This is a genomic window from Candidatus Palauibacter sp., from assembly GCF_965216145.1.
In the GTDB taxonomy this organism is placed as follows: domain Bacteria; phylum Gemmatimonadota; class Gemmatimonadetes; order Palauibacterales; family Palauibacteraceae; genus Palauibacter.
Genome location: NZ_OZ244149.1, coordinates 3129125 through 3148062, shown reverse-complemented (window position 1 = coordinate 3148062; position 18938 = coordinate 3129125). Strand labels below are relative to the sequence as shown.

11 protein-coding genes are annotated in these 18938 nt (G+C 68.6%); 2 read left to right on the top strand and 9 right to left on the bottom strand.

The window, feature by feature from the left end:
• Positions 1-35: 35 nt before the first annotated feature.
• From rpmE to ACOOHF_RS13345, 3 genes are all read right to left on the bottom strand, one after another.
• The gene (rpmE, locus tag ACOOHF_RS13355; protein WP_419941898.1) at positions 36-293 is read right to left on the bottom strand and encodes a 50S ribosomal protein L31; all 258 of its coding nucleotides are present in this window, start codon (positions 291-293) and stop codon (positions 36-38) included.
• Between the two features lie 138 nt (positions 294-431).
• Positions 432-2972: a penicillin acylase family protein gene (locus ACOOHF_RS13350; RefSeq protein ID WP_420462091.1), complete on the bottom strand. Its 2541-nt coding sequence runs from the start codon at positions 2970-2972 to the stop codon at positions 432-434.
• Positions 2973-3017: 45 nt separating this feature from the next.
• Complete coding sequence (locus ACOOHF_RS13345) at positions 3018-3884, bottom strand: Ku protein (protein WP_420462090.1); 867 nt, start codon at positions 3882-3884, stop codon at positions 3018-3020.
• A 189-nt stretch (positions 3885-4073) separates the two neighbouring features.
• On the opposite strand from ACOOHF_RS13345, the gene ligD reads away from it, so the two are divergent.
• Complete coding sequence (ligD, locus tag ACOOHF_RS13340) at positions 4074-6686, top strand: DNA ligase D (protein ID WP_420462089.1); 2613 nt, start codon at positions 4074-4076, stop codon at positions 6684-6686.
• Entirely contained in the window at positions 6683-7867 is a 1185-nt protein-coding gene (locus ACOOHF_RS13335) for a pyridoxal phosphate-dependent aminotransferase (protein ID WP_420462088.1), read from the top strand. Before ligD ends, ACOOHF_RS13335 begins: the two co-directional genes overlap by 4 nt.
• 224 nt (positions 7868-8091) lie before the next feature.
• Here ACOOHF_RS13335 and ACOOHF_RS13330 read toward each other — a convergent pair whose 3' ends face one another.
• The 6 genes from ACOOHF_RS13330 to ACOOHF_RS13305 all read right to left on the bottom strand — a co-directional run bounded on the left by ACOOHF_RS13330 (position 8092) and on the right by ACOOHF_RS13305 (position 18845).
• Positions 8092-8481: a hypothetical protein gene (locus ACOOHF_RS13330; protein ID WP_420462087.1), complete on the bottom strand. Its 390-nt coding sequence runs from the start codon at positions 8479-8481 to the stop codon at positions 8092-8094.
• A 492-nt stretch (positions 8482-8973) separates the two neighbouring features.
• The gene (locus ACOOHF_RS13325; RefSeq protein WP_420462086.1) at positions 8974-12141 is read right to left on the bottom strand and encodes a leucine-rich repeat domain-containing protein; all 3168 of its coding nucleotides are present in this window, start codon (positions 12139-12141) and stop codon (positions 8974-8976) included.
• 531 nt (positions 12142-12672) lie between these two features.
• Positions 12673-13896: a hypothetical protein gene (locus tag ACOOHF_RS13320; RefSeq protein WP_420462085.1), complete on the bottom strand. Its 1224-nt coding sequence runs from the start codon at positions 13894-13896 to the stop codon at positions 12673-12675.
• A 69-nt stretch (positions 13897-13965) separates the two neighbouring features.
• Entirely contained in the window at positions 13966-14733 is a 768-nt protein-coding gene (locus ACOOHF_RS13315; protein WP_420462084.1) for a glutaminyl-peptide cyclotransferase, read from the bottom strand.
• 22 nt (positions 14734-14755) lie between these two features.
• On the bottom strand, positions 14756-16702 hold the full coding sequence (locus tag ACOOHF_RS13310) for an FAD-binding protein (protein WP_420462083.1): 1947 nt from the start codon (positions 16700-16702) through the stop codon (positions 14756-14758).
• 28 nt (positions 16703-16730) lie between these two features.
• Positions 16731-18845, bottom strand: a complete 2115-nt coding sequence (locus ACOOHF_RS13305; protein ID WP_420462082.1) for a prolyl oligopeptidase family serine peptidase — start codon at positions 18843-18845, stop codon at positions 16731-16733.
• Positions 18846-18938 lie beyond the last annotated feature (93 nt).

Here is an 18938-nt window from a genome sequence, read left to right as displayed (position 1 = left end):
GTCGCGTTCGAAGGCGTCGGCGCGGCTGCGCGCGGTCAGGCATCTGCCGCGGCCGCCTCGGCCTTGCTCTCCGCGCTCTCCGCGCCACTGCTCGCGCGATCGCCGTACTTGGCCAGGAATCGCTCGACCCGTCCCGCCGTGTCGACGAGCTTCTGCCGGCCCGTGAAGAACGGGTGGCAATGCGAGCAGATCTCGACGTGGATTTCACCGACCGTCGAACCGGTTTCCGTCTCCCGGCCGCACGCACAGGTGATCTTCGCCGGCGCGTATTCCGGATGTATGCCTGCCTTCATCGTTCGTCCCTGCGCTGGTGGTCCGCCTCCGATCGGACGGAGGCATTTCCGAGTGAGCCGTATAATCTAGCCGTGCCCACGCAACCGCTGCAAACGCGTTCATGCGGGGGGCGGAGGCCGGGCCCGTACCGCCTCCGTTTACCTGTCGGCGGGCGAGAGCACCACGCGGTCGGCAACCACCGCTTCCACCCGGTCTCGCGAGTAGTAGAGCGGGAAGAAGCGGTCCGTCGCCCAGCCCTCGAACAGGTTCCGGTACATGGGATGATCGGGATCCCCCGACTGTCCCGGGTTGTTCGTGAACACCGCAGTGTCCCAGTCGCCGGCTTCCGTGATCATCCTGAACGAGGGGCCGGAGGTCTGGTTGTCCCCGCCCCCCGCCTGGTTCACGGTCGAACCGTTGCCGCCTCGCGGGAGGGGGCCTACCTCGAGGCGCTCGCGCATCTCGGCGTTCACGACGCCCGAGAGCGGATGCCGCAGGCGCACGTGCTTGAAGCGCGCGTCTCCGTAGCGCCAGGGGTACGACCCGAAGCGTTCCTCGAGCCCGTCGAGCGCGTCCGCGAAGGTGCGGGCGATGAACGCGTCGCGACCCGCCACCGGATCCCCGTCCCCGAGGGGGGCGAACCAGGTCGGCGGCGACCCCAGCCAGTCGATGATCTTCTTGAGCGACAGGCCACCGAGCTGGCCCCGCACTTCGGCGGGCACGACGAGCGGCCCCATCTGGTTCCGGAGCTCCCGCTCCCACGACACGTAGATCGCCGCCTCGCGTGAGTCGGGGGCGAGTTCGAAGTCCCAGTCGAGGAGGTCGCGCCGCGCCGCCTCGGCCCTCTCGCGATCGCCCGCCGACCCGCCCGTCAGCTCCACCGCCCGCAGCATGGGGACGAGGGACCGGGCGGGAAGCGACAGGTAGTCCGTCGCGAGCTGCATCATCTCCGACATCGTGAAGCGGCGGCCCGTGGCGAGGACCTCGTCGATCCGCGCGCTCCGGAAAGGATCGCTCCAGCTCCAGCCCACCGCGTCCCGGTGCTCGTAGCCGGGCGGGACGAGGTTCTGGTTCGCCGTCGACCAGAACCCCTTGTCGGGGTTGAACACGTGCGGCTTGTGGCGGATCTCGAGGTAGCCGTCCCACTCGTAGCGGCCGTCTCCGGGCACCGGAACGAGCCCCGACCAGTTACGCCGGATGGGGGCGATCCCCACCGCCTGCCAGCCGATGTTCCCGTCCGCGTCGGCCCACACCATGTTCTCGCCGGGGATGTTCGAGTAGTTGCAGGCGTCCACGAACTCCTCCCACGTCTTCGCCTGATCCATGCGCAGGCTGGCGAGGTAGGGCGCCCCGCCGATCTCCATCCACCCCGCGCGCACCGCGTACGCGACGTGGTTGTCCCTGTCCTCGTACACCACCGGCCCGTGCCGCGTGTACTTGTGTCGGACGCGCACCGCGGTCTGCCCCCCGACCGGAATCTCATCCTCGATCACCCGCATCGCTTCCCAGGCACCCTCGTACCGGTACCGGTTCGGGTTATCCGGGTGGGTCTCGTAGACGTACAGATCCTCCGCGTCCGTCTGGAAGACGGTCAGGCCCCAGGCGCCGTGCCCGTTGTGCCCGATCGAGATGCCCGGCAGCACCGGCTCGCCGCCGCCGATCACGTTCCAGCCGGGGCCGACGAGGTGCGTGACGTAGCGGAGGGAGGGCGCCGCCTGGACCCGGTGCGGGTCGTTCGCCATGATCGCGTGGCCGCTCAGCGTGCGGCTCCCCGCCACGACCCAGTTGTTGCTCCCCGTCCCGGGCCACTCCGCCTCGAGCCGCTCACCCTCCGGGCCCCACGGGTCCACGGCCTCCCCCACGAGGGCCAACTCCGTGCCCCCGTCCGAGGCGGTGGTGCGGAACCGAGGGGCGATGTCCTCGGGACGGAAGCGGACCGGACCGCGAAAGGCGCGGTAGACGTCGAGGATCTCGCTCCGCAGCAACGATCCGTCGATCGCGGGATCAAGGTCGAGGTCCGGCTCTCCCGGATGGAAGTACGAGACCTCCTTCACCTTCTCGGCCCCGACCTCGGCGACGGCGATCCCGAGGCTCAGCTCCTGCCCGATGTTCATGAGCAGGCCCTGGTGGCGCGAGATGACGATCTCCGGCGTCCACGGTTGGGGCCGGATGTCCAGCATCTCGAACTCGATGGGGAGGAGGTCGGAGTCGCGTTCCGTCTCGGCGATCCAGGCGTTGATGCCGTCCACGAAGGCCCGGATGATCTCGGCGCCGCGCGGGTGATAGTGGTTCAGCTCCGCCTCCAGATCCCCCCGGTACTGGAACAGGCGGGCCCCGCGGTCCCGCTCGAGTTCGCGCGGGCCGAGGATCTCGGAGACGGTGCCGGTGGCCTGGCGGCGCCACATCTCGAACTGGAAGAGGCGGTCCCGCGCGGCGTTGTAACCCTGCGCGAAGAAGAGATCGTGCTCCGTCTCGGCGTAGATGTGGGAGATGCCCCACAGGTCCTTGAGGATTTCGACCTGCGCCTCGAGTCCGGGCACTCGCAACGTCTCGGTCCGGGCCGGCGCCGGCGCGCGGTCGCCTCCGACGGCGTCCCGCGGAAGGTCGACGGTCGGGGCGCCGGCCGGCCCCGCCCCGGAATCCCGCCAGACCGGCAGCATGATGAAGAGGGCGAACAGCGCGATGGCTCGAATCCGCATCGGATTATCCTTGCTAAACGTTGCTTCGGTGTGGAGTTGTGTCCCTCAGCCGGTGGCGCTCTTCCGCTTCGACCCGGCGCTCGCCTCTTCGCTCGCCTCTCCGCTCGCCTCGGGTCCGTCTTCCTCTGAACCGGACTTTCCGGACTTCGAGACGCTCGCCCGAAGCGCCGCCATGAGGTCGATGACCTGGGCGGTGGTCTCCTCCTCGACCGGTGCCGTAATCTCGGTCCCGTCGGCGACCTTACGCTCGACCGCTTCGAGCATCCGCTGTCCCACTTCGTCCTCGTACTTCGACGGATCGAACGTGTCGGAGGCGATCTGCTCGATCAACTGAACGGCGAGCGACAGTTCCGCGTCGATGACCTCGGCCTCGCCCGCCGGCACGGCGGCGATGTCCCGTACCTCATTCGCGTAGTGCAGCTGCTCGAGCACGAGGTGGTCGCCGGCCGGGCGCACGAGCACCAGATACTGCTTTCCGCGCGCCGCGTACTTCGCGAGAGCGGCCCAGCCTGTCTTCCTCATCGCGGCGCCGAGAAGCCGGTAGGCCTTGTCGCCGCCCTTCCCGGGCCCGAGGTAGTACGTCTTCCCGATATACGCCCGTTCGACCTGCTCCACCGGCACGAACTCGACGATCTCGATCGCCTGGGTCGCCTCGGCCTCCAGCGCCTTCAGTTCTTCCTTCGTGAAGGTGACGTACTGGTCCTTCGCGAACTGGTATCCCTTCACGAGATCGGGGCGCGGAACGGGCTCTCCCGTCTTCGCGTCCACGTACTGCTGTTTCACCCGGGTACCGTCGGGCGAAAGGAAATTGAAGCGGACCTTCTGGGAGTTCCGGGCGGACGAAAAGAGCTGGCACGGGATCGAAACGAGCCCGAACGAGATCGTCGCCGACGCGATGGATCGAGGAGCCATGCCTGTCGTCTCTCCATTTCACGCCGAACCCGTGGCGTGTCTCCGAAACCGGGCGCATGCCGCACCCGGGGGCGGAATAATAGGTTCCGGGCCGGATCGTAACTACCGCGCCCGCGGGTCGCCCGTCCGCAGCGGACTATGCGCGGGGAGACGGGTCGAGGAACCCCTTCGAGAGTCAGCGCCGCGAGCATGCCCCGAGGAAGGCTGGAGAAGTACCGGAAAAAGCGCGCTTCCGAGCGCACGCCGGAGCCCTTCGGCGGTGCGCCCGGGACCGGCGTCGGGGTGTTCGTCGTCCAGCTGCACGCCGCGACCCGCCGGCACTACGACCTGCGCCTGGAGATCGGGGGCGTCCTCGTCTCGTGGGCCGTGCCGAAGGGCATCTCCGCCGATCCGGTCGACAAGAAACTCGCCGTCCACGTCGAGGACCACCCCGTCGAGTACATCGAGTTCGAGGGGGTGATTCCGGCCGGCGAATACGGGGGCGGCGAGATGATCGTGTGGGACATCGGCCGCTGGATCCCGCTCGAGGATCCGGAGGAGGGGCTGGAATCGGGCAAGCTCCTGTTCGAGCTGCGGGGCCACAAGCTCAAGGGCGTGTGGACGCTCGTGCGGCTGGAGAAGGGGGAGACGGGCAAGGAATGGCTGCTCATCCGAGAGCGGCGCGGCGGGCACCCGATTCTGGAGGACGGGTCCCTTCCGGAGGGTTCGATCCTGTCGGGCCTCACCATCGAGCAGATGGCCGAGCGCGAGCAGGGCTGGTATCCGGGGGAGGAGCTGGCCGCGGCCCTCGCGCGGGCCCGCGCCCCGGAGCGGCGGGTCGACCCGGCCGATGTCGAGTTCATGCTCGCCCGGCCCCGCGAGGACGCATTCGACGATCCCGCCTGGCACTTCGAACTGAAGCTCGACGGCTACCGCATGCTGGCCTCCGCCGTCGAGGGCGAGGCGAGCCTCCTCACCCGGAACGGCCATGAAGCCCTCCCCACCTTCCCCGAGATCGCGCGGGCGCTGCGCAAGCTCCCCTTTCGCCGCGTGGTGCTGGACGGCGAGGTCGTCGTCCATGACGCGGCGGGCTACCCCAGCTTCCGGCATCTGCAGAAGCGGGCCCGGCTGTCGCGTGCGCTCGACGTGCGGCGGGCCTCGTTCGAGACGCCGGCCAGCTTCTACGCCTTCGACCTGCTGGCGTTCGACAACCATGATCTGCGCGACCTTCCGCTCTCCGAGCGGCGCCGCTTCCTCCGCGACGTGGTGCCGGAAGCGGGGCCGATCCGGTTCAGCGAACACTTCGAGGGTTGCGGAGAGGCGCTCTTCCGGCAGGTGCAGGAGATGGGGCTCGAAGGAATCATGGCCAAGCGCGCCGACTCCCGGTACGTCGGCGGTCGCTCCTCCGACTGGCGGAAGATCCACGCGGCGCGCCAGGCCCGCTTCGTCATCGTCGGCTTCACGACCCCCGCGGGTTCGCGCACGGGCTTCGGCGCCCTCCACCTCGGCGCCTACGCCCCCGCCGAGCCTTCCGGCGTCGAACTCGCCCTTCACTACATCGGCCGCGTCGGGACCGGCTTCAACGAGCAGCTCCTGTCCGAGCTTCGCACCGACCTCGACGCGCTGCGAGTGGAGCGCCCCCCCTTCGTCACACCGGCCCCCGCGGGAGACGATCACACCTGGGTGGCGCCCGAACTCGTGGCCGAGATCCGGTACAAGGAGGTCACCGAGGGAGGTCTTCTGCGGCACCCCGTCTTCCTCCGCCTCTTCCCCGTCCCGGAGGAGGGGAATGGGACGACCTCGGATGAGGATGCGGAGCACGTACTCCCGACCGATTGCCGGCTTCCCCGCGACCCGCGCGCCGCCCTCGCCGATCCCGTTCGCGTGGACACGTCGCCGCCGCCCGTCGAGGAGTTGGCGCTCTCGAATGTGGACAAGGTCTTCTGGCCGGAGGAGGGATACACGAAGGGCGACCTCATCGCCTACTATCGGGACATCGCCCCCTGGCTGCTGAAGTTTCTGAGAGACCGGCCTCTCGTCCTCACGCGCTATCCGGACGGGATTCACGGGAAGTCCTTCTTCCAGAAGAACGCGCCCGGGTTCCAGCCCGAATGGGTGCGCACCGAGGCGATCTGGAGCGAGGGCTCCGAGCGGGAGATCCACTACTTCATCGCCGACGACCCCGCCGCCCTCGTGTTCATCGCGAACCTCGGGGCGATTCCGCTCCACGTGTGGGCGAGCCGCATCGGGAGCCTGGACCGCCCGGACTGGTGTCTCCTCGACCTCGACCCGAAGCACAAGCGGGACGGCGAGGAGGTGTACGCGCCCTTCGGGGAGGTGGTCGAGGTCGCGCGCACGATCGGCGCCCTGTGCCGGGAGATCGGGCTGCCGAGCTATCCCAAGACGAGCGGTTCCTCGGGGATCCATGTGATGATCCCGCTCGGCGGACAGCTGGACTACGAGCAGTCGCGGACGCTGGCGCTCCTGCTCGGGAAGACGGTGGCGGCGGAGATCCCCGACCGGGCGACGATCGTCCGGAACCCGTCGGGACGTGACGGCAAGGTCTACATCGACTACGTCCAGAACGGCCGTGGGCGGCTCGTCGTGGCGCCTTATTCCGTGCGGCCGCGCGCGGGGGCGACGGTGTCGGCGCCGCTGTGCTGGGTCGAGGTGGAGGAGGGACTGTCGATGGAGGACTTCACGATCCGCACCATGCTGGAGCGGGCGCGGGCGCTGGACCCCGACCCGCTGCTGGGCGTGCTGTCGGACGCACCCGACCTCATGGGGGCGCTCGACTCCCTGCAGCGGAGGATGAGCGGGTGAGCGGGGCCGAGGGCCGGGCGCGCACGGCGCCGGGGCGGCTGTCCGGGATCCCGGGCTTCGATATCGACGCGGTGGCGCGGGCGGCGGAGGGCGATCCCGACATCCTCCGGCTCGAGAACCTGGACACCGACCTGCGGCCGCCCCCGGCGGCGCTGTCCGCCACCCGCGCGGCGCTCGAATCACCGGCCGCCAACAGCTACCTGCCCTTCACGGGCCGGGCCGACCTGCGCGCGGCGGCCGCCCGGCACGTCGCTCGACTGGCCGGGCAGCCCTACGACCCGGACCGGGAGTGCGTGATCACCGCTGGCGGCACGGAGGGCCTCCTGAACGCACTCCTGGCCACCGTGGACCCGGGGGACGAGGTGATCGTCACCGACCCGACGTACGCCGGCATGCTGCAGCGCGTGCGGCTGGCCGGCGCGACCCCCCGGCTCGCGCCCTGGCTCTTCGATCCGGGGGCTGGCTGGCGGCTCGACCTCGACGCCCTCGCGACCTGCGTCGGCGACCGGACCCGGGCACTCTTCATCATGAACCCATCCATGCCGTCCGGCGGCGTGCTCGACGCCGACGACTGGGCCGCGGTCGCGGAACTGTGCGAGCGCCACGACCTGTGGCTCATCTACAACGCGGCGATGGAGCGCATCCTCTACGACGGCCGCCCCTACCTGCATCCGGCCAGCCTTCCCGGCATGCGGGAGCGGACGCTCACCGTCGGCTCGATCTCGAAGGAATACCGGATGATCGGCTGGCGCACGGGCTGGGTCGTCGGACCGGCCGCCGTCCTCGAGGACGTGGCGAAGGTCGGGATCTACAATGTCGTCACCGGGGTCGGGATCGGGCAGCCCGGCGCGCTCGCGGCGCTGACCGCCGCGGACGAAACGGAGGACGTGGCGGCGAGCGTCAGGCGCTGGGAGCGGCGGCGCGATGCGGTGCTTGAGGCGTTGCGGGACTATCCGGTCCGGCCCGCCCCGGGCGGCTGGTCATTGCTGGTCGACACCCAGCCGCTGGGTCTCTCCGCCCGCCAGTTATCCGGGAGACTGTTGACCGAGGCGGGCGTCGCGGCCACTCCGATGGACGCGTGGGGCGGACGCAGCGCCGAGCACCAGCTCCGTCTCGTGTTCAGCAACGAACCCGTGGCCCGCCTCCGGACGCTCGGCGACCGCTTCGCCCGAGTCTTGTAGCGGTCCCGTCGCGAGGTCTCAGGCGGTCTCGTAGGGCCTGACGTGGATTTCGCCGGCGCGCGCCCGCATCCGGGCGGCGTCGTACCAGGCCTGCAGCTCTCAGGCCCCGGGCACGACTCGAACGGCGGCCCGTGCGTCGCCGCCGGCGAATCTCTGCGCTCCTGTTCAGCAACGAGCCCCGTGGCCGGCCTCCGGACGCTCGGCGACCGTTGCGGGCGCGTGCTCTATCTCCCTCCGGTCGAGCGGTCCAGCGGCCACACATGGATGAACTCGACGCCGAGCTCATCACGCGTCCAGCCGAGGATGTAGTCTTCGCCGATCTCTCCTATCCCGAGATTCTTAGGCGTCTCGACGAAGCCCAGAATCCGCCCCTCGGGGTCGAAGAGGGACCAGAGAGGCGCCGGTCTCTTCTCCCGCGGGTACTCGTATTCTCGAACCCAAAGGTTGCCCGTGGCGTCGGCAACGACCGAGGAAAAGGCGGGAAACGTCTCGGCGAGCGGCGTCGATTCCAGGGAACGCCGGGCGTCCGGCAGCAACTCCGCCGGATAGGGGCTCTCCGTGAGCATCGACATTTGCGACTCGACGAACGGCTCCAGATCCTCCTGTACCGGCACGCCGGGTGCATCATCTCGTCGGACGATCCGGGCCAGTGAACCGTCGCCGTGGCCCAGTGCAGCAGGTACGGCTCCTCACCCTTCAGGGCGCCGATCGAAACGCCCGGTTCGAGACCGATCCGCCACCCCAGGCGTGACGTCTCGGCTGGCCGTCGATTCTCGACGATCCGGATTCCGGCGCTGTCCCGGACCTCCGCTAGTAGGTCCGTCGAAGGAAAGCGGGGTCCGCCTTTCGGCGATCTTTCGCGGTCCATGTTCCACCGTCTTGTGCGACAGGCTGGAAGCGAAGGTGAACGCGGTTCACTGCCGACCTCAGGCGCTCCGCGCGTAGCTGGTCGGCGTGATGGCCCGTCAGTTCAAGCCGAGCGGAAGGTGAGCCGCAACGCGCACGCCGCGCCGAAAGTGACGCGGCGGAGGGCGGGGGGACCGGACTCGCCCCGGGGGGGGCGGCGGCGGCCTGCCTCACGGCGAGGCGGCCGCTTGAACGCGGTCTCAGCGCTTCCAGTCCGCCGCCGCGGGCAATCCGCCGCTGACCATGATCTCGAGTCCCGGCTCGGGGGCCAGCGCGTCCAGGGCCCCGGCGCTGAGGTCGCCGGCCGGCAGGTCACGGAGGATGGCCCGTACCTGGCCCGTCACCGGGTCGCGCATGATCACTGTCGGCGGCTCGCTCCCCTCCCGCATCTCGACGGCGCCGCCGGGCCCCGCGAGCGCGAGGCTCGCCAACTCCGATTCCCACTCGGCCCGTACCGGAAGCGCGAATGTGAAACGGAAACGCCCGTCGCCATCCATGACCTCCTGCATGGCGAAGCTCAGCGAGAACAGCTCGCTCCCGTCCGCGCGCCGGCCGGTCAGCTGGTACGGCCCGCCTTGAGTGGGCACGACGGGCGTCGTCTCGACGACGAATGCCGGTTCGAGACGGAGGGTCCCGTCCGCGGCGGCGGCGCCCGAGACCATCAGAGCCCGCGAAGCAACCGGCCAAACCTCGGCCGAATCCACGAGTCGGAAACGGAGCGCGTTCGTGAAGTAGTAGTCGCTGATCCAGACGGGTTCGCAGTAGCTCATGAGGTCCGCTCGGTCCGGGGGCACCATCGAGCCTCCGTCGCGCGGATCGTACCCCCACACACCCGTTCGTGCGTCAGCGTAGGGGAAGGTCCAGTCGACGCCCGCCGCACCCCCGCACGGCGCATGGGTCAGGTTCAGGTTGTGTCCGAGTTCGTGCGCGATCGTCCCCGCGCTCAGGTTCGAGACGCTGACCTTTCCGAGGTTGGGGCCGTCACTCCCGAGATACGAGATGCCCTGGCCGTCGGCGGGGTTCGGGGTGAGACCCATCCAGTGTCCGGTCCCGTTCTCCATAGTGCGAATCTGTTCCATATGATCCAACATGTTGAGGATGTCGTTCGAACTGACCGTCACGCTCGGATGTCTCGTGATCTCGAAGGCGCCCACCGGGAGCAGGGTTCTCGTCTCGAACAGGAGTTCGTGGTCCGGGGTGGCGCTGTCGACGAAGGTTACGGCTCCCTGGTTGCCGTCCGCGGTCGAGACGAACGGGACCAGCGTCAGGTACAGCGGGGGTACCTCCTGGACCTCCACCGCCGCACGCCCTTCGGCGGGGATCCGCTTCGCCACGCCGAGCGCCGGATCGACGGTCCCATCCGGATCGACCTCGACGACCATCTCGAGGCCGGGTTGAATCACCTCGCCGGGGATCTCCGCGTTGGCCGACAGGTCGAGTTCGCCCACCTGAACCTCCGTCGGGATCGCGGACGTCCCGGCGGGGATATCCACCGAGTGCACCTCCGCCCCGTCCATGAAAAAAGTGGCCCGGACCGGCGGGATGGTCGCCATCGTCTCCGCTTCGGACATCACGAACACCCGCAGCAGCGCGCTCCTTCCGGCCACCAGCGGGACCGGGAACTCCGGTGACTGTGTCGCCTGGATCAGGTGGGCCTCGGCGTGTGATTCCGTCCCGCACGACCGGACGCGCCACTTCGTGACGACCTCGTTCAACCAGGCCCGGAACTCCGGATCGGTGGGAGCGCACAGCCCCGTACCGCCCGCCTGGAGGTCCTCGAGCGCCGCCAGCGCGGTGAGTTCGTCCGGCAACGGACCCGACAGGTCGGGATTGTAGCGGACGTGCAGCGATCGGAGGGCCACCAGATCGCCGAACTCCGGCGGCAGAGACCCGTCGAGCATGTTGTCATCGAGTTCGAGTGTCTGCAGGCTGCCGAGCTGGCCAAGCTCCGCGGGAATCGGCCCCGTCAGCCGGTTGTTCCCGAGGACGAGGACCCGGAGGTTTTCGAGCCCTCCGAGGCTGGCGGGCAGCGGTCCGTCGATCATGTTGTTCCAGAGCCAGAACTGCTCTAGTTCCGTCAACCTGCCGAGCTCCTCGGGGATCGGACCGCTGAACCGGGAGCCGTGCAGGATGAGCAGTCGAAGGCTGGCGAGGTTGCCGAGCTCGGGCGGGATGGCGCCCGTCAGTCCGGTATCGTACAGCCAGAGTTCTTCAAGATTCGCCAGATTCCCGATCTCCGCGGGAATGCTGCCCGTTAAGTCGTTGAGGTCTTGCAGGCCCAACTCCCGCAATTCGGTGAGGAGGCCGATTTCCGGCGGGATCTCGCCCCGGAGCTGGTTCCTCCCCAGGTTCAGGTTCCGCAGTTCCGGGAAATGCCCGATCTCGGGGGAGATCTCTCCCGTCAGGTTGTTGGAGTGCAGGAAGATCTCCGTGACCCGCCCATTCGAGTTGACCGTGATGCCGTGCCAGTCCTCGAGCGGCGCGTCGGTCCCCCAGTTGTCCTCGTTCGTCCAGCTCTCTCCGCCCATGGCGTCGTAGAGCGCCATGAGGTGGGATCGCTCCTCGCTGCAGGCGATGAACTCCCCGCCCCGCGTCGGAATCGCGTTCAGCCACTCCTGGAACGCCTCGTCCCGCACCGTGCACAGCATCGTGCCGCCGTACTGCAGTTGCTGAATGCTCAGGGCGGAGAGAGAGACCGGGATGGGGCCGGAGAGCCCTTCGTTGCCGTCCACGTGAAGCTCGGTCAGGAAGGCCAGATCGCCGAGGTTCTCCGGGAGCTGGCCGCCCAGCCCGTTTTCGCTCAGGCGCAAAGCCGTCACGCGACCGCCCTCGTTCACTTCGACGCCGTACCAGCTGCCGACCGGTTCCTCGCCCCCCCAGTTCTCCCGGTTGGTCCAGTCCGCTCCGCCGGTGGACTCGTGCAGATCCATGAGCGTCGCCATCTCCACGCTCTGCACCGTCGCGGCGGAGGAGGCGCTCACCTCTCCCGAGGCGGCCGTGATGCTTGTCCTCCCAACCGTGACCCCCGTCACGAGGCCCGACGCATCGACCGTCGCGACCGCGGGATCGGTGCTCGCCCACGTCAGGGCCGCATCGGGGATGACCATCTCATGCTGATCCAGCACGCTGCCCGTCAGACGGACCGTGTCACCCGTCACGAGGACGACCCGATCCGGCTCGATGGTGATCCGGGTCGCACGCGGACTCTCCGGCGGCGGAGGCGGCGGGGGCGGTGCTGTCGCGTCCTCGCCCCCACAGGAGAGCAAGGCCAGCAGCAGAAAACCCGCGGTCGTCGAGCGCCCCGGCGCGGCTTGAGAGGGACCAATCCAACTGAAGATCCGCCCACGGTCCTTGACGGTAGACCCCATACAACCCCCTTCGTCGCTATACATCTTCGAGCCGGCAGTTTCGTGCATCTTGACCCAATATAATATATAGAGCTATGATATGCATTGCTGTGCGATAACTAGTGCGCTGAGAGGAGGCGCAACATCGGTCCCGGTCGACGGGGCGTCGGAAGAGTGTGGATCCGCAGCGGGCTTAAGACGCGCTACGCGCCGCTGCCCTTCGGTGGTCTCCCACGACCGTTCTCGTCACCACGGATCGGAGGAACCGCTCCCGGATCCCTGCCTGTCGCTGCTCTTCGCTCCGGATCAGGTCGGCGACAGATCTGTCTTCGGCGCCAGCGCACGGGGGTATCGCCGGCGAGGGCTTCCGGCAACAGGTCGGCGCCGTGCTCGAGGAGTACTCCCACGATGGCCGCATTCGTGTCGCAGGAGCGCTTTGGCGAGCGTGCCGCACAGAGGTCCGGTACGGCCTCCGGCCACTCCCTGAGCGGGGTCCGGATGTGGCGCTCCGCCTTCCCGTTGGTTCGTGGGCCTGTACCGCTCGGTTAGCCGCTACATCTGGTTCCCTCCGGCCGAGCGGTCCAGCGGCCACACCTGGATGTACTCCACGCCGTAGTCATCCCGGGTCCAGCCGAGGACGTAGTCTTCCCCGATCCGTCGTATTGCCAGTTCCCGGGGTGTCTCGACTAAACCCAGAATCCGCCCCTCGGGGTCGAACACGGACCAGAGCGGCGCAGGTCTTTCCTCCCGCGGGTAATCGTATTCTCGAACCCAAAGGTTGCCCGTGGCGTCGGCAACGACCGAGGAAAAGGCGGGAAACGTCTCGGCGAGCGGCGTCGATTCCAGGGAACGCCGGGCGTCCGGCAGCAACTCCGCCGGATAGGGGCTCTCCGTGAGCATCGACATCTGCGCCTCGACATAGGGCTCCAGATCGGCCTGTCGCGGCGTGCGGAGCACATCATCTCGCCGGACGATTCGAGCCAGTGCACCATCGCCCCGGAACGCCTTGATCTCGTAGCGGCTGGTGTGACCGATGGCGACAAGCTCCCCCCACGGCGCCACTACGAGTCGCGACCCGTAGGCGGGCCTTGAGAGTTCCCGGTTGCCGCGCTCGTTCGTCTCGATGAACACAGTCCAGTTCGGATGCACCCCCAGCGAAGCGCCGAGCGTGCCGTCTCCGTCCCAGATCTCGACCACGGCGGTGTCGGCGGCTTCCGGAGCGTTCAGTGACAGGATCGTCCCGTCCGGTCGCGCCGCCACGGGCCTGGGGCGCTGCCAGGACTCGGTTTGGGCGCTTTGCAGCGAGAAGGAGCGGCCGAAGTTCCCCGAGGCGTCGAACACCGAGATCGAGAGTCCGTGGGAATACCACGCCACGAGCGAGTCCCCGGGCCAGGGGGCGACATCGGACAGGAACGAGAACTCGCCGGGGCCCTCCCCCTGTCCGCCCCACGTAGCCAGGTGGTCACCGGACCGGTCGAAGAGCCGCACCTCGTTCGAGCCAGCGTTCGCCACCGCGATCCGGCCATCCGGCAGCATCGTCGCCGTGGCCCAGTGCAGCAGGTACGGCTCCTCGCCGTCCAGGGCGCCGATGGAAACGCTGGGTTCGGGTCCGACCCTCCACCCCAGCCGTGACGTCTCGGCCAGCCGGCGATTCTCGACGATCCGGATTCCGGCGCTGTCCCGGACCTCCGCTAGCGGGCGGTCGCGATCGACTACCGCGTCCCGGCAGGCGAGCAAGAAGCAGGAGAACAGCACGAGCAGGATCTTCGTGGCCATCGACGCAAGTTTGGCGCGAAGGAGCGGACCGGCAACTTCAGCTACGACTGTGAACTCGGCACTCTCCCGCTAGCCTCCAAGGCGGATAGCCAGGAGCTTCGGCCACAGCTTGCCGGTCACGAGGAAGACGCCGGTCTCGGGGATGTAGGCGATCCCGTTGAGTACCGCCTCGATGTCTCCGGGCCGGCGGGCACTCAGGGGGACACTCGAGAGATCGATCTCGCCGAGGACTTCGCCGGTGGTCTTGTCGATGCGGACGATGATGTCGGTCTGGTAGACGTTCGCGTAGATCCAGTCGTCCACGCACTCCAGTTCGTTCAGCCGGCGCTGCGGCGACCCGTCGCGCGTCACCTCGACCGTCGCCTGGACCGCGAACGTCCACGGGTCCCGGCGTTCGAGCGCGCTCGACCCGTCGGACATCCAAAGTGCCTCGCCGTCATGGCAGAGTCCCCACCCGTCGCCGTCGTACGTGAACTCCCGGAGAACGGCGAAGGTCTCGATGTCATAGACGAGAGCCCGGCCGGCTTTCCACGTGAGCTGCACCAGTTCGGAGTCCACCCGCGCCAGACCCTCGCCGAAGAGCGCCGAATCCACCGCCACGCGAGCCTGGACCTCTCCCGTCGGCACATCCACGCGCCGCACGCTCGACTCTCCGTAGCGGCCCGTACTCTCGAAGAGTTGTCCATCGTGGAAGAGGAGGCCCTGCGTGTACGCCGCCGGATCGTGCGGGAAGGTCCCCAGAATCTCGTACTCGATGGACGGCACGGCGGAGGACGCGCAGCCCGCCAGCCCGCAGAGCGCAAGCGTCCACAGGCCGCGGAAACGAGCTCGCGACATCGGCCGTGGCATCACTGCGGCGTCAGATGAGATCGAGGACGGTCTCGACGGCGCGACGTCCCTCGGCAGACGCACCGGTCCAGTTCTGGTGCCCCCGCAGTTCGGAATGCCCGATTGCGACGCGCCCGAAGGGCTCGCGGATCACATCCGGTGGCGCCGGTTGGCCGTCACGCCCGAAGAAGAAGCCGGGACCCGGCGCCACGTAGGCGTGCCCCCAGCGATTGAGGACGAGGCCGCCGATGTCCTCCGCGGGATCGAAGCCTCCCTCCGCGAAAAGCTCGACCATCTGCGCGCGCAGGCGCCTCTCGTACTCCGTGAAGGACGCGCGCAGCATCTCCGTGCGGCCCGCCATCCCCTGATCCGTCGGCGACGCTCCGGGCGACTCGTAGGTGATGTAGAACGTCAGCATCGTCGGATGATCCGGTGCGTGAACCGGCCGGTAGTCTCCCGCGTACATGGGCCGCCGGATGTTGCACGAGAACCCGAGGTCGCCCTCGTAGAAGCAGCCGGCGATCCCGAGACGGTCGAGGAAACGCCAGTTCCGCAGCGCCACGTTCGCGACCAGGATGGGTCCGTGGCGGAAGCTCTCGTAGGCCGCCCGGTGCCCGTCCGGCAGATCGGCCGCGATGTAGCGGTTCATCCACCCCCCGCTCGCGAGCACGACACCGTCCGCCTCGACGGAGTAGGCCCGGCCCTCGTGGACGTAGGTGACGCGCACGCGGCCGTCGCCGGCCCCGCTGTGACGCACGTCGATCACGGTGCACCCCAGCCGCAGCCGAACCGGCTGATCCGGGCGGTCGAGGGCATCGAAGGCGATCGCCCCGTTGAGCACGTCGCCCAGTTCGAGACCGCCGGCGATCCCGTCCGGAACCACATCCTTCACGAAATAGCGGGCGATCCCCGCGTTCCCGCCGGGAAAGGAGTGGAAGGTCATCCCGTCGTAGCGGGACGGCAGGCCGAAGCCGGGGAGATCAAAGTGCATCCCCCACCACGCGGAGACAGCATCGCACCCGAGCCCGATGATGCTGGCGAGGATCGGATCTACGTAGGCCGTCACCTCGGGCGGCAGGCCGAGCACATCCTCGTAGTAGGTCTTGAGCGTCATGCTGTCGAGCCAGGGTCCGGGGTCGTCCGGCCCCCCTGGCGCGTCCGGCGGCACATGATCTGTGACCCGCGCGTTTCTCCAGCGCTCGAAGCCCTCGCGTACCTCCGGTGCCCACGGCGCGCGGGAGGTATCCCCGAAGAGGCCGTTGACCCAGCCTCGTGAACCGCCCGACCAGCCTGGGCGTCCGTCACCGCGCGTCCCGCCGAAGTAGTGTCCGATGGAGAACCGGTCCTGGACCCAGTGCATGAAGCCGTAGTTCTCCAGCGGCGCCTTCACCTGGCCCGCGTCCGGCGCGTACTCGAACTCACGCGGGATGCTCAGCGTCGTGAAGTAGTCGTCCGGCTCCCCCGTGGCGGGGCGGACGCCGAAATCGTTCGAGCCCTGCGGCCCGGCCAGGCGCACGCCGTCGACCATGATGTCGTTGCGTTTCGCCTCGCCGCCGAACACGGGGTGATTGTCGATGACGAGACAGCGGCCCGCGGGGCGGTGCCGCTTGAAGTGGTGGGAGGCGGAGAGACCCGCGAGTCCGCCGCCCACGACCACGATGTCGAAGCGCTCGCCGGTGTCCGTCACCTCCCCGCTCGGAACCCGCCCGTCGCGGACCCAGTGCGCCGAGCGGACGACCTCCGGCGTGTTCCCGTGCGAGGGCGCGTAGTCCCCCACTCCGCCCGGCCCGTACCAGTCCGGCCCCAGCGCGTCGGACCACGGCTCGGAGGCCATGCCCGGGACCGCACCGCCGCTCCCGTCCGCAGATCCGCCCGTCCCGCACCCGATGAGCGCGGAACCCGCGATCCCCGCCCCCGCAAGCTGCACGAAGTCGCGGCGCGTGATCTCCCTGTCGAGACCGAGATCCCGGTCCTTCATCTCATCACTCCTCGGCGCGGGTCACGGGTCATTGCGTCGTCGTCCCGTCCTTCCGGTAGCGCTCGAACCACGCGAGGATGTGCTCCACCTTGGTGATCAGGCCGCTCGGTCGCGCGCCGATGCTGTGGCTCGCCTCGGGGATCCGGACCAGAACCGAAGGCACCTTGAGGATCTTCAGCGCCTGGTAGAACTGCTCCGACTCCGACATCGGGGTCCGCCAGTCGACCTCGCCCGTGATGAGCATCGTGGGGGTCGTCACATTGGCGACGTGGTGAATCGGCGAACGGTCCATGTAGTGGTCGAGGTTGTCCCACGGCGCGCCCGGGAACCAGTAGTTGAGACCCCCGGTCCCGCCCATGTCCGCCGTCAGCACCCAGCTATACCAGTTGATGACGGGCTTCTGCGACGCGGCCGCGGCGAAGCGGTCCGTGTGGCTCACGATCCAGGCCGTGAGGACGCCGCCGCCGGAGCCCCCGGTGACGAACAACTGGTCTTCGTCCACATATCCGCGCGAGATCACTTCGTCGACCCCGGACACGAGATCGTCGAAATCGTAGCTGGGATAGGCGTGGTGGATCTCGTTCGCGAAATCCTCTCCGTAGCTCGTGCTGCCGCGGGGGTTCGTATAGAGGACGACGTAGCCCGCCGAGGCGTACAGCTGGACCTCGGCACTGAAACGGTCTCCGTAGTTGGAGAAGGGACCGCCGTGGATCTCGAGCACGAGCGGATACTTGCGGCTCGGATCAAAGCCCGGCGGCTTCACGATCCAGCCCTGGATGTCGAGCCCGTCGTGCGAGGACTTGTACCAGACCTCCTCGGTCTCGCCGATCGCCTTCTGCGCGAAGAGATCTTCGTTCAGGTGCGTGAGCCGCTGCCAGTCGCCGCCGCGGTTCGTCACCGCGAGGTCCGCCGGGTGGTCCGGGGTCCCGTAGGTGTAGGCGAACCTGTCATTCGCCGAGGCGCTGAAGGTGCCGCCGCCGTAGGGGCGGCCCAGCGACAGGCCCTGAACGCTGGACACGATGTCCGTCACCGTCCCGTCGAGGTCGACGTGGGCCAGCCGCGTGTTCCCCTCCGTGTCGTACTGGAAGAACAGCCCCTGCCCGTCGCTCGCCCAGTGCAGGTTGCCGATCGAGCGGTCGAGGTCGTCGGCGAGCATGCGCGATCCCGAGCCGTCCCGGTTCATGACGTAGAGCTTCGACACCTGGTTCCCGAGGAATCGGTCGTCGTACCCGGTGTACGCGATGAGCCCTCCGTCGGGGGATATTTTCGGGCTTTGATCGGGACCCTCCCGGTCCGTCAGCTGCCGGATCGACCCGTCCGCCACGGAGACCTCGAACACCTCCGAGTCACGCACATACTCCCAGTCGTCGCGCCGGGTGGCCGAGATCAGCAGATGCTGCGAATCGGGCGTCCACTCCGGGGTCCCGCCGTGGTTGTAGGGACCGTGGGTGACCTGCCGCGGCGTCCCCCCCTCCACCGGGAGCACAAAGACCTGCGAATAGCCGAGGGGGAGAAAGCCCCGTCCGTCCGACCGGTAGAAGAGCCGTTCGTACGTCGTGGCGGGGGGTGCCCACGTCGCCCCTTCGGGCTTGGCCGGCATACTCGCGAAGGGAGGCGGCGTGTCGGGGACGAACATGCTGAACGCGATCATGCGGCCGTCCGGAGACCACGAGAGCCCGCCGGGACCCTGCTCGAGGTGCGTGAGCATGGCCGTCTGGCCGGTGTCCATCCAGCGCAGGTACAGCTGGGACTTCCCGTGCTCGTCGCTCGCCACGTAGAGGAGCCGGGTGCCGTCCGGCGACCAGCGCGGCGACGAGAAGTTCTGCTGGCCGGTGAGGAGCGCCCTGTGGTTCGAGCCATCGTAGTCGACGATCCACAGGTTGCGCCGCTCGCGGTCGGTCATGATGTCCATGAACGTGCGCGCGTACACGACCTGCGAGCCGTCCGGCGAGATGCGGGGGTCGCCGGCGACCTCGAGTTCGAACACGTCGGCCGGCCCGAAGTGGTTCGGATCACGTTCCTGCGCGGCCAGCGGCGTGGCCGGCACAAGCGAGACCGCGAGCGCGACGGTGGCGACCACCGAGGTGAAGGTGAAGAAGAGGGACCTGCGGCTGAACGCCGCGCGTTGCCGTGACGACTTCATGACGCCTCCTGGGACTGCGATCTCGCGGGGTCCGCGTACCTGGAAGCCCCGCCCGGGCCAGCAAAGGTAGCGCGTTTCACTCCGCCGGATAAG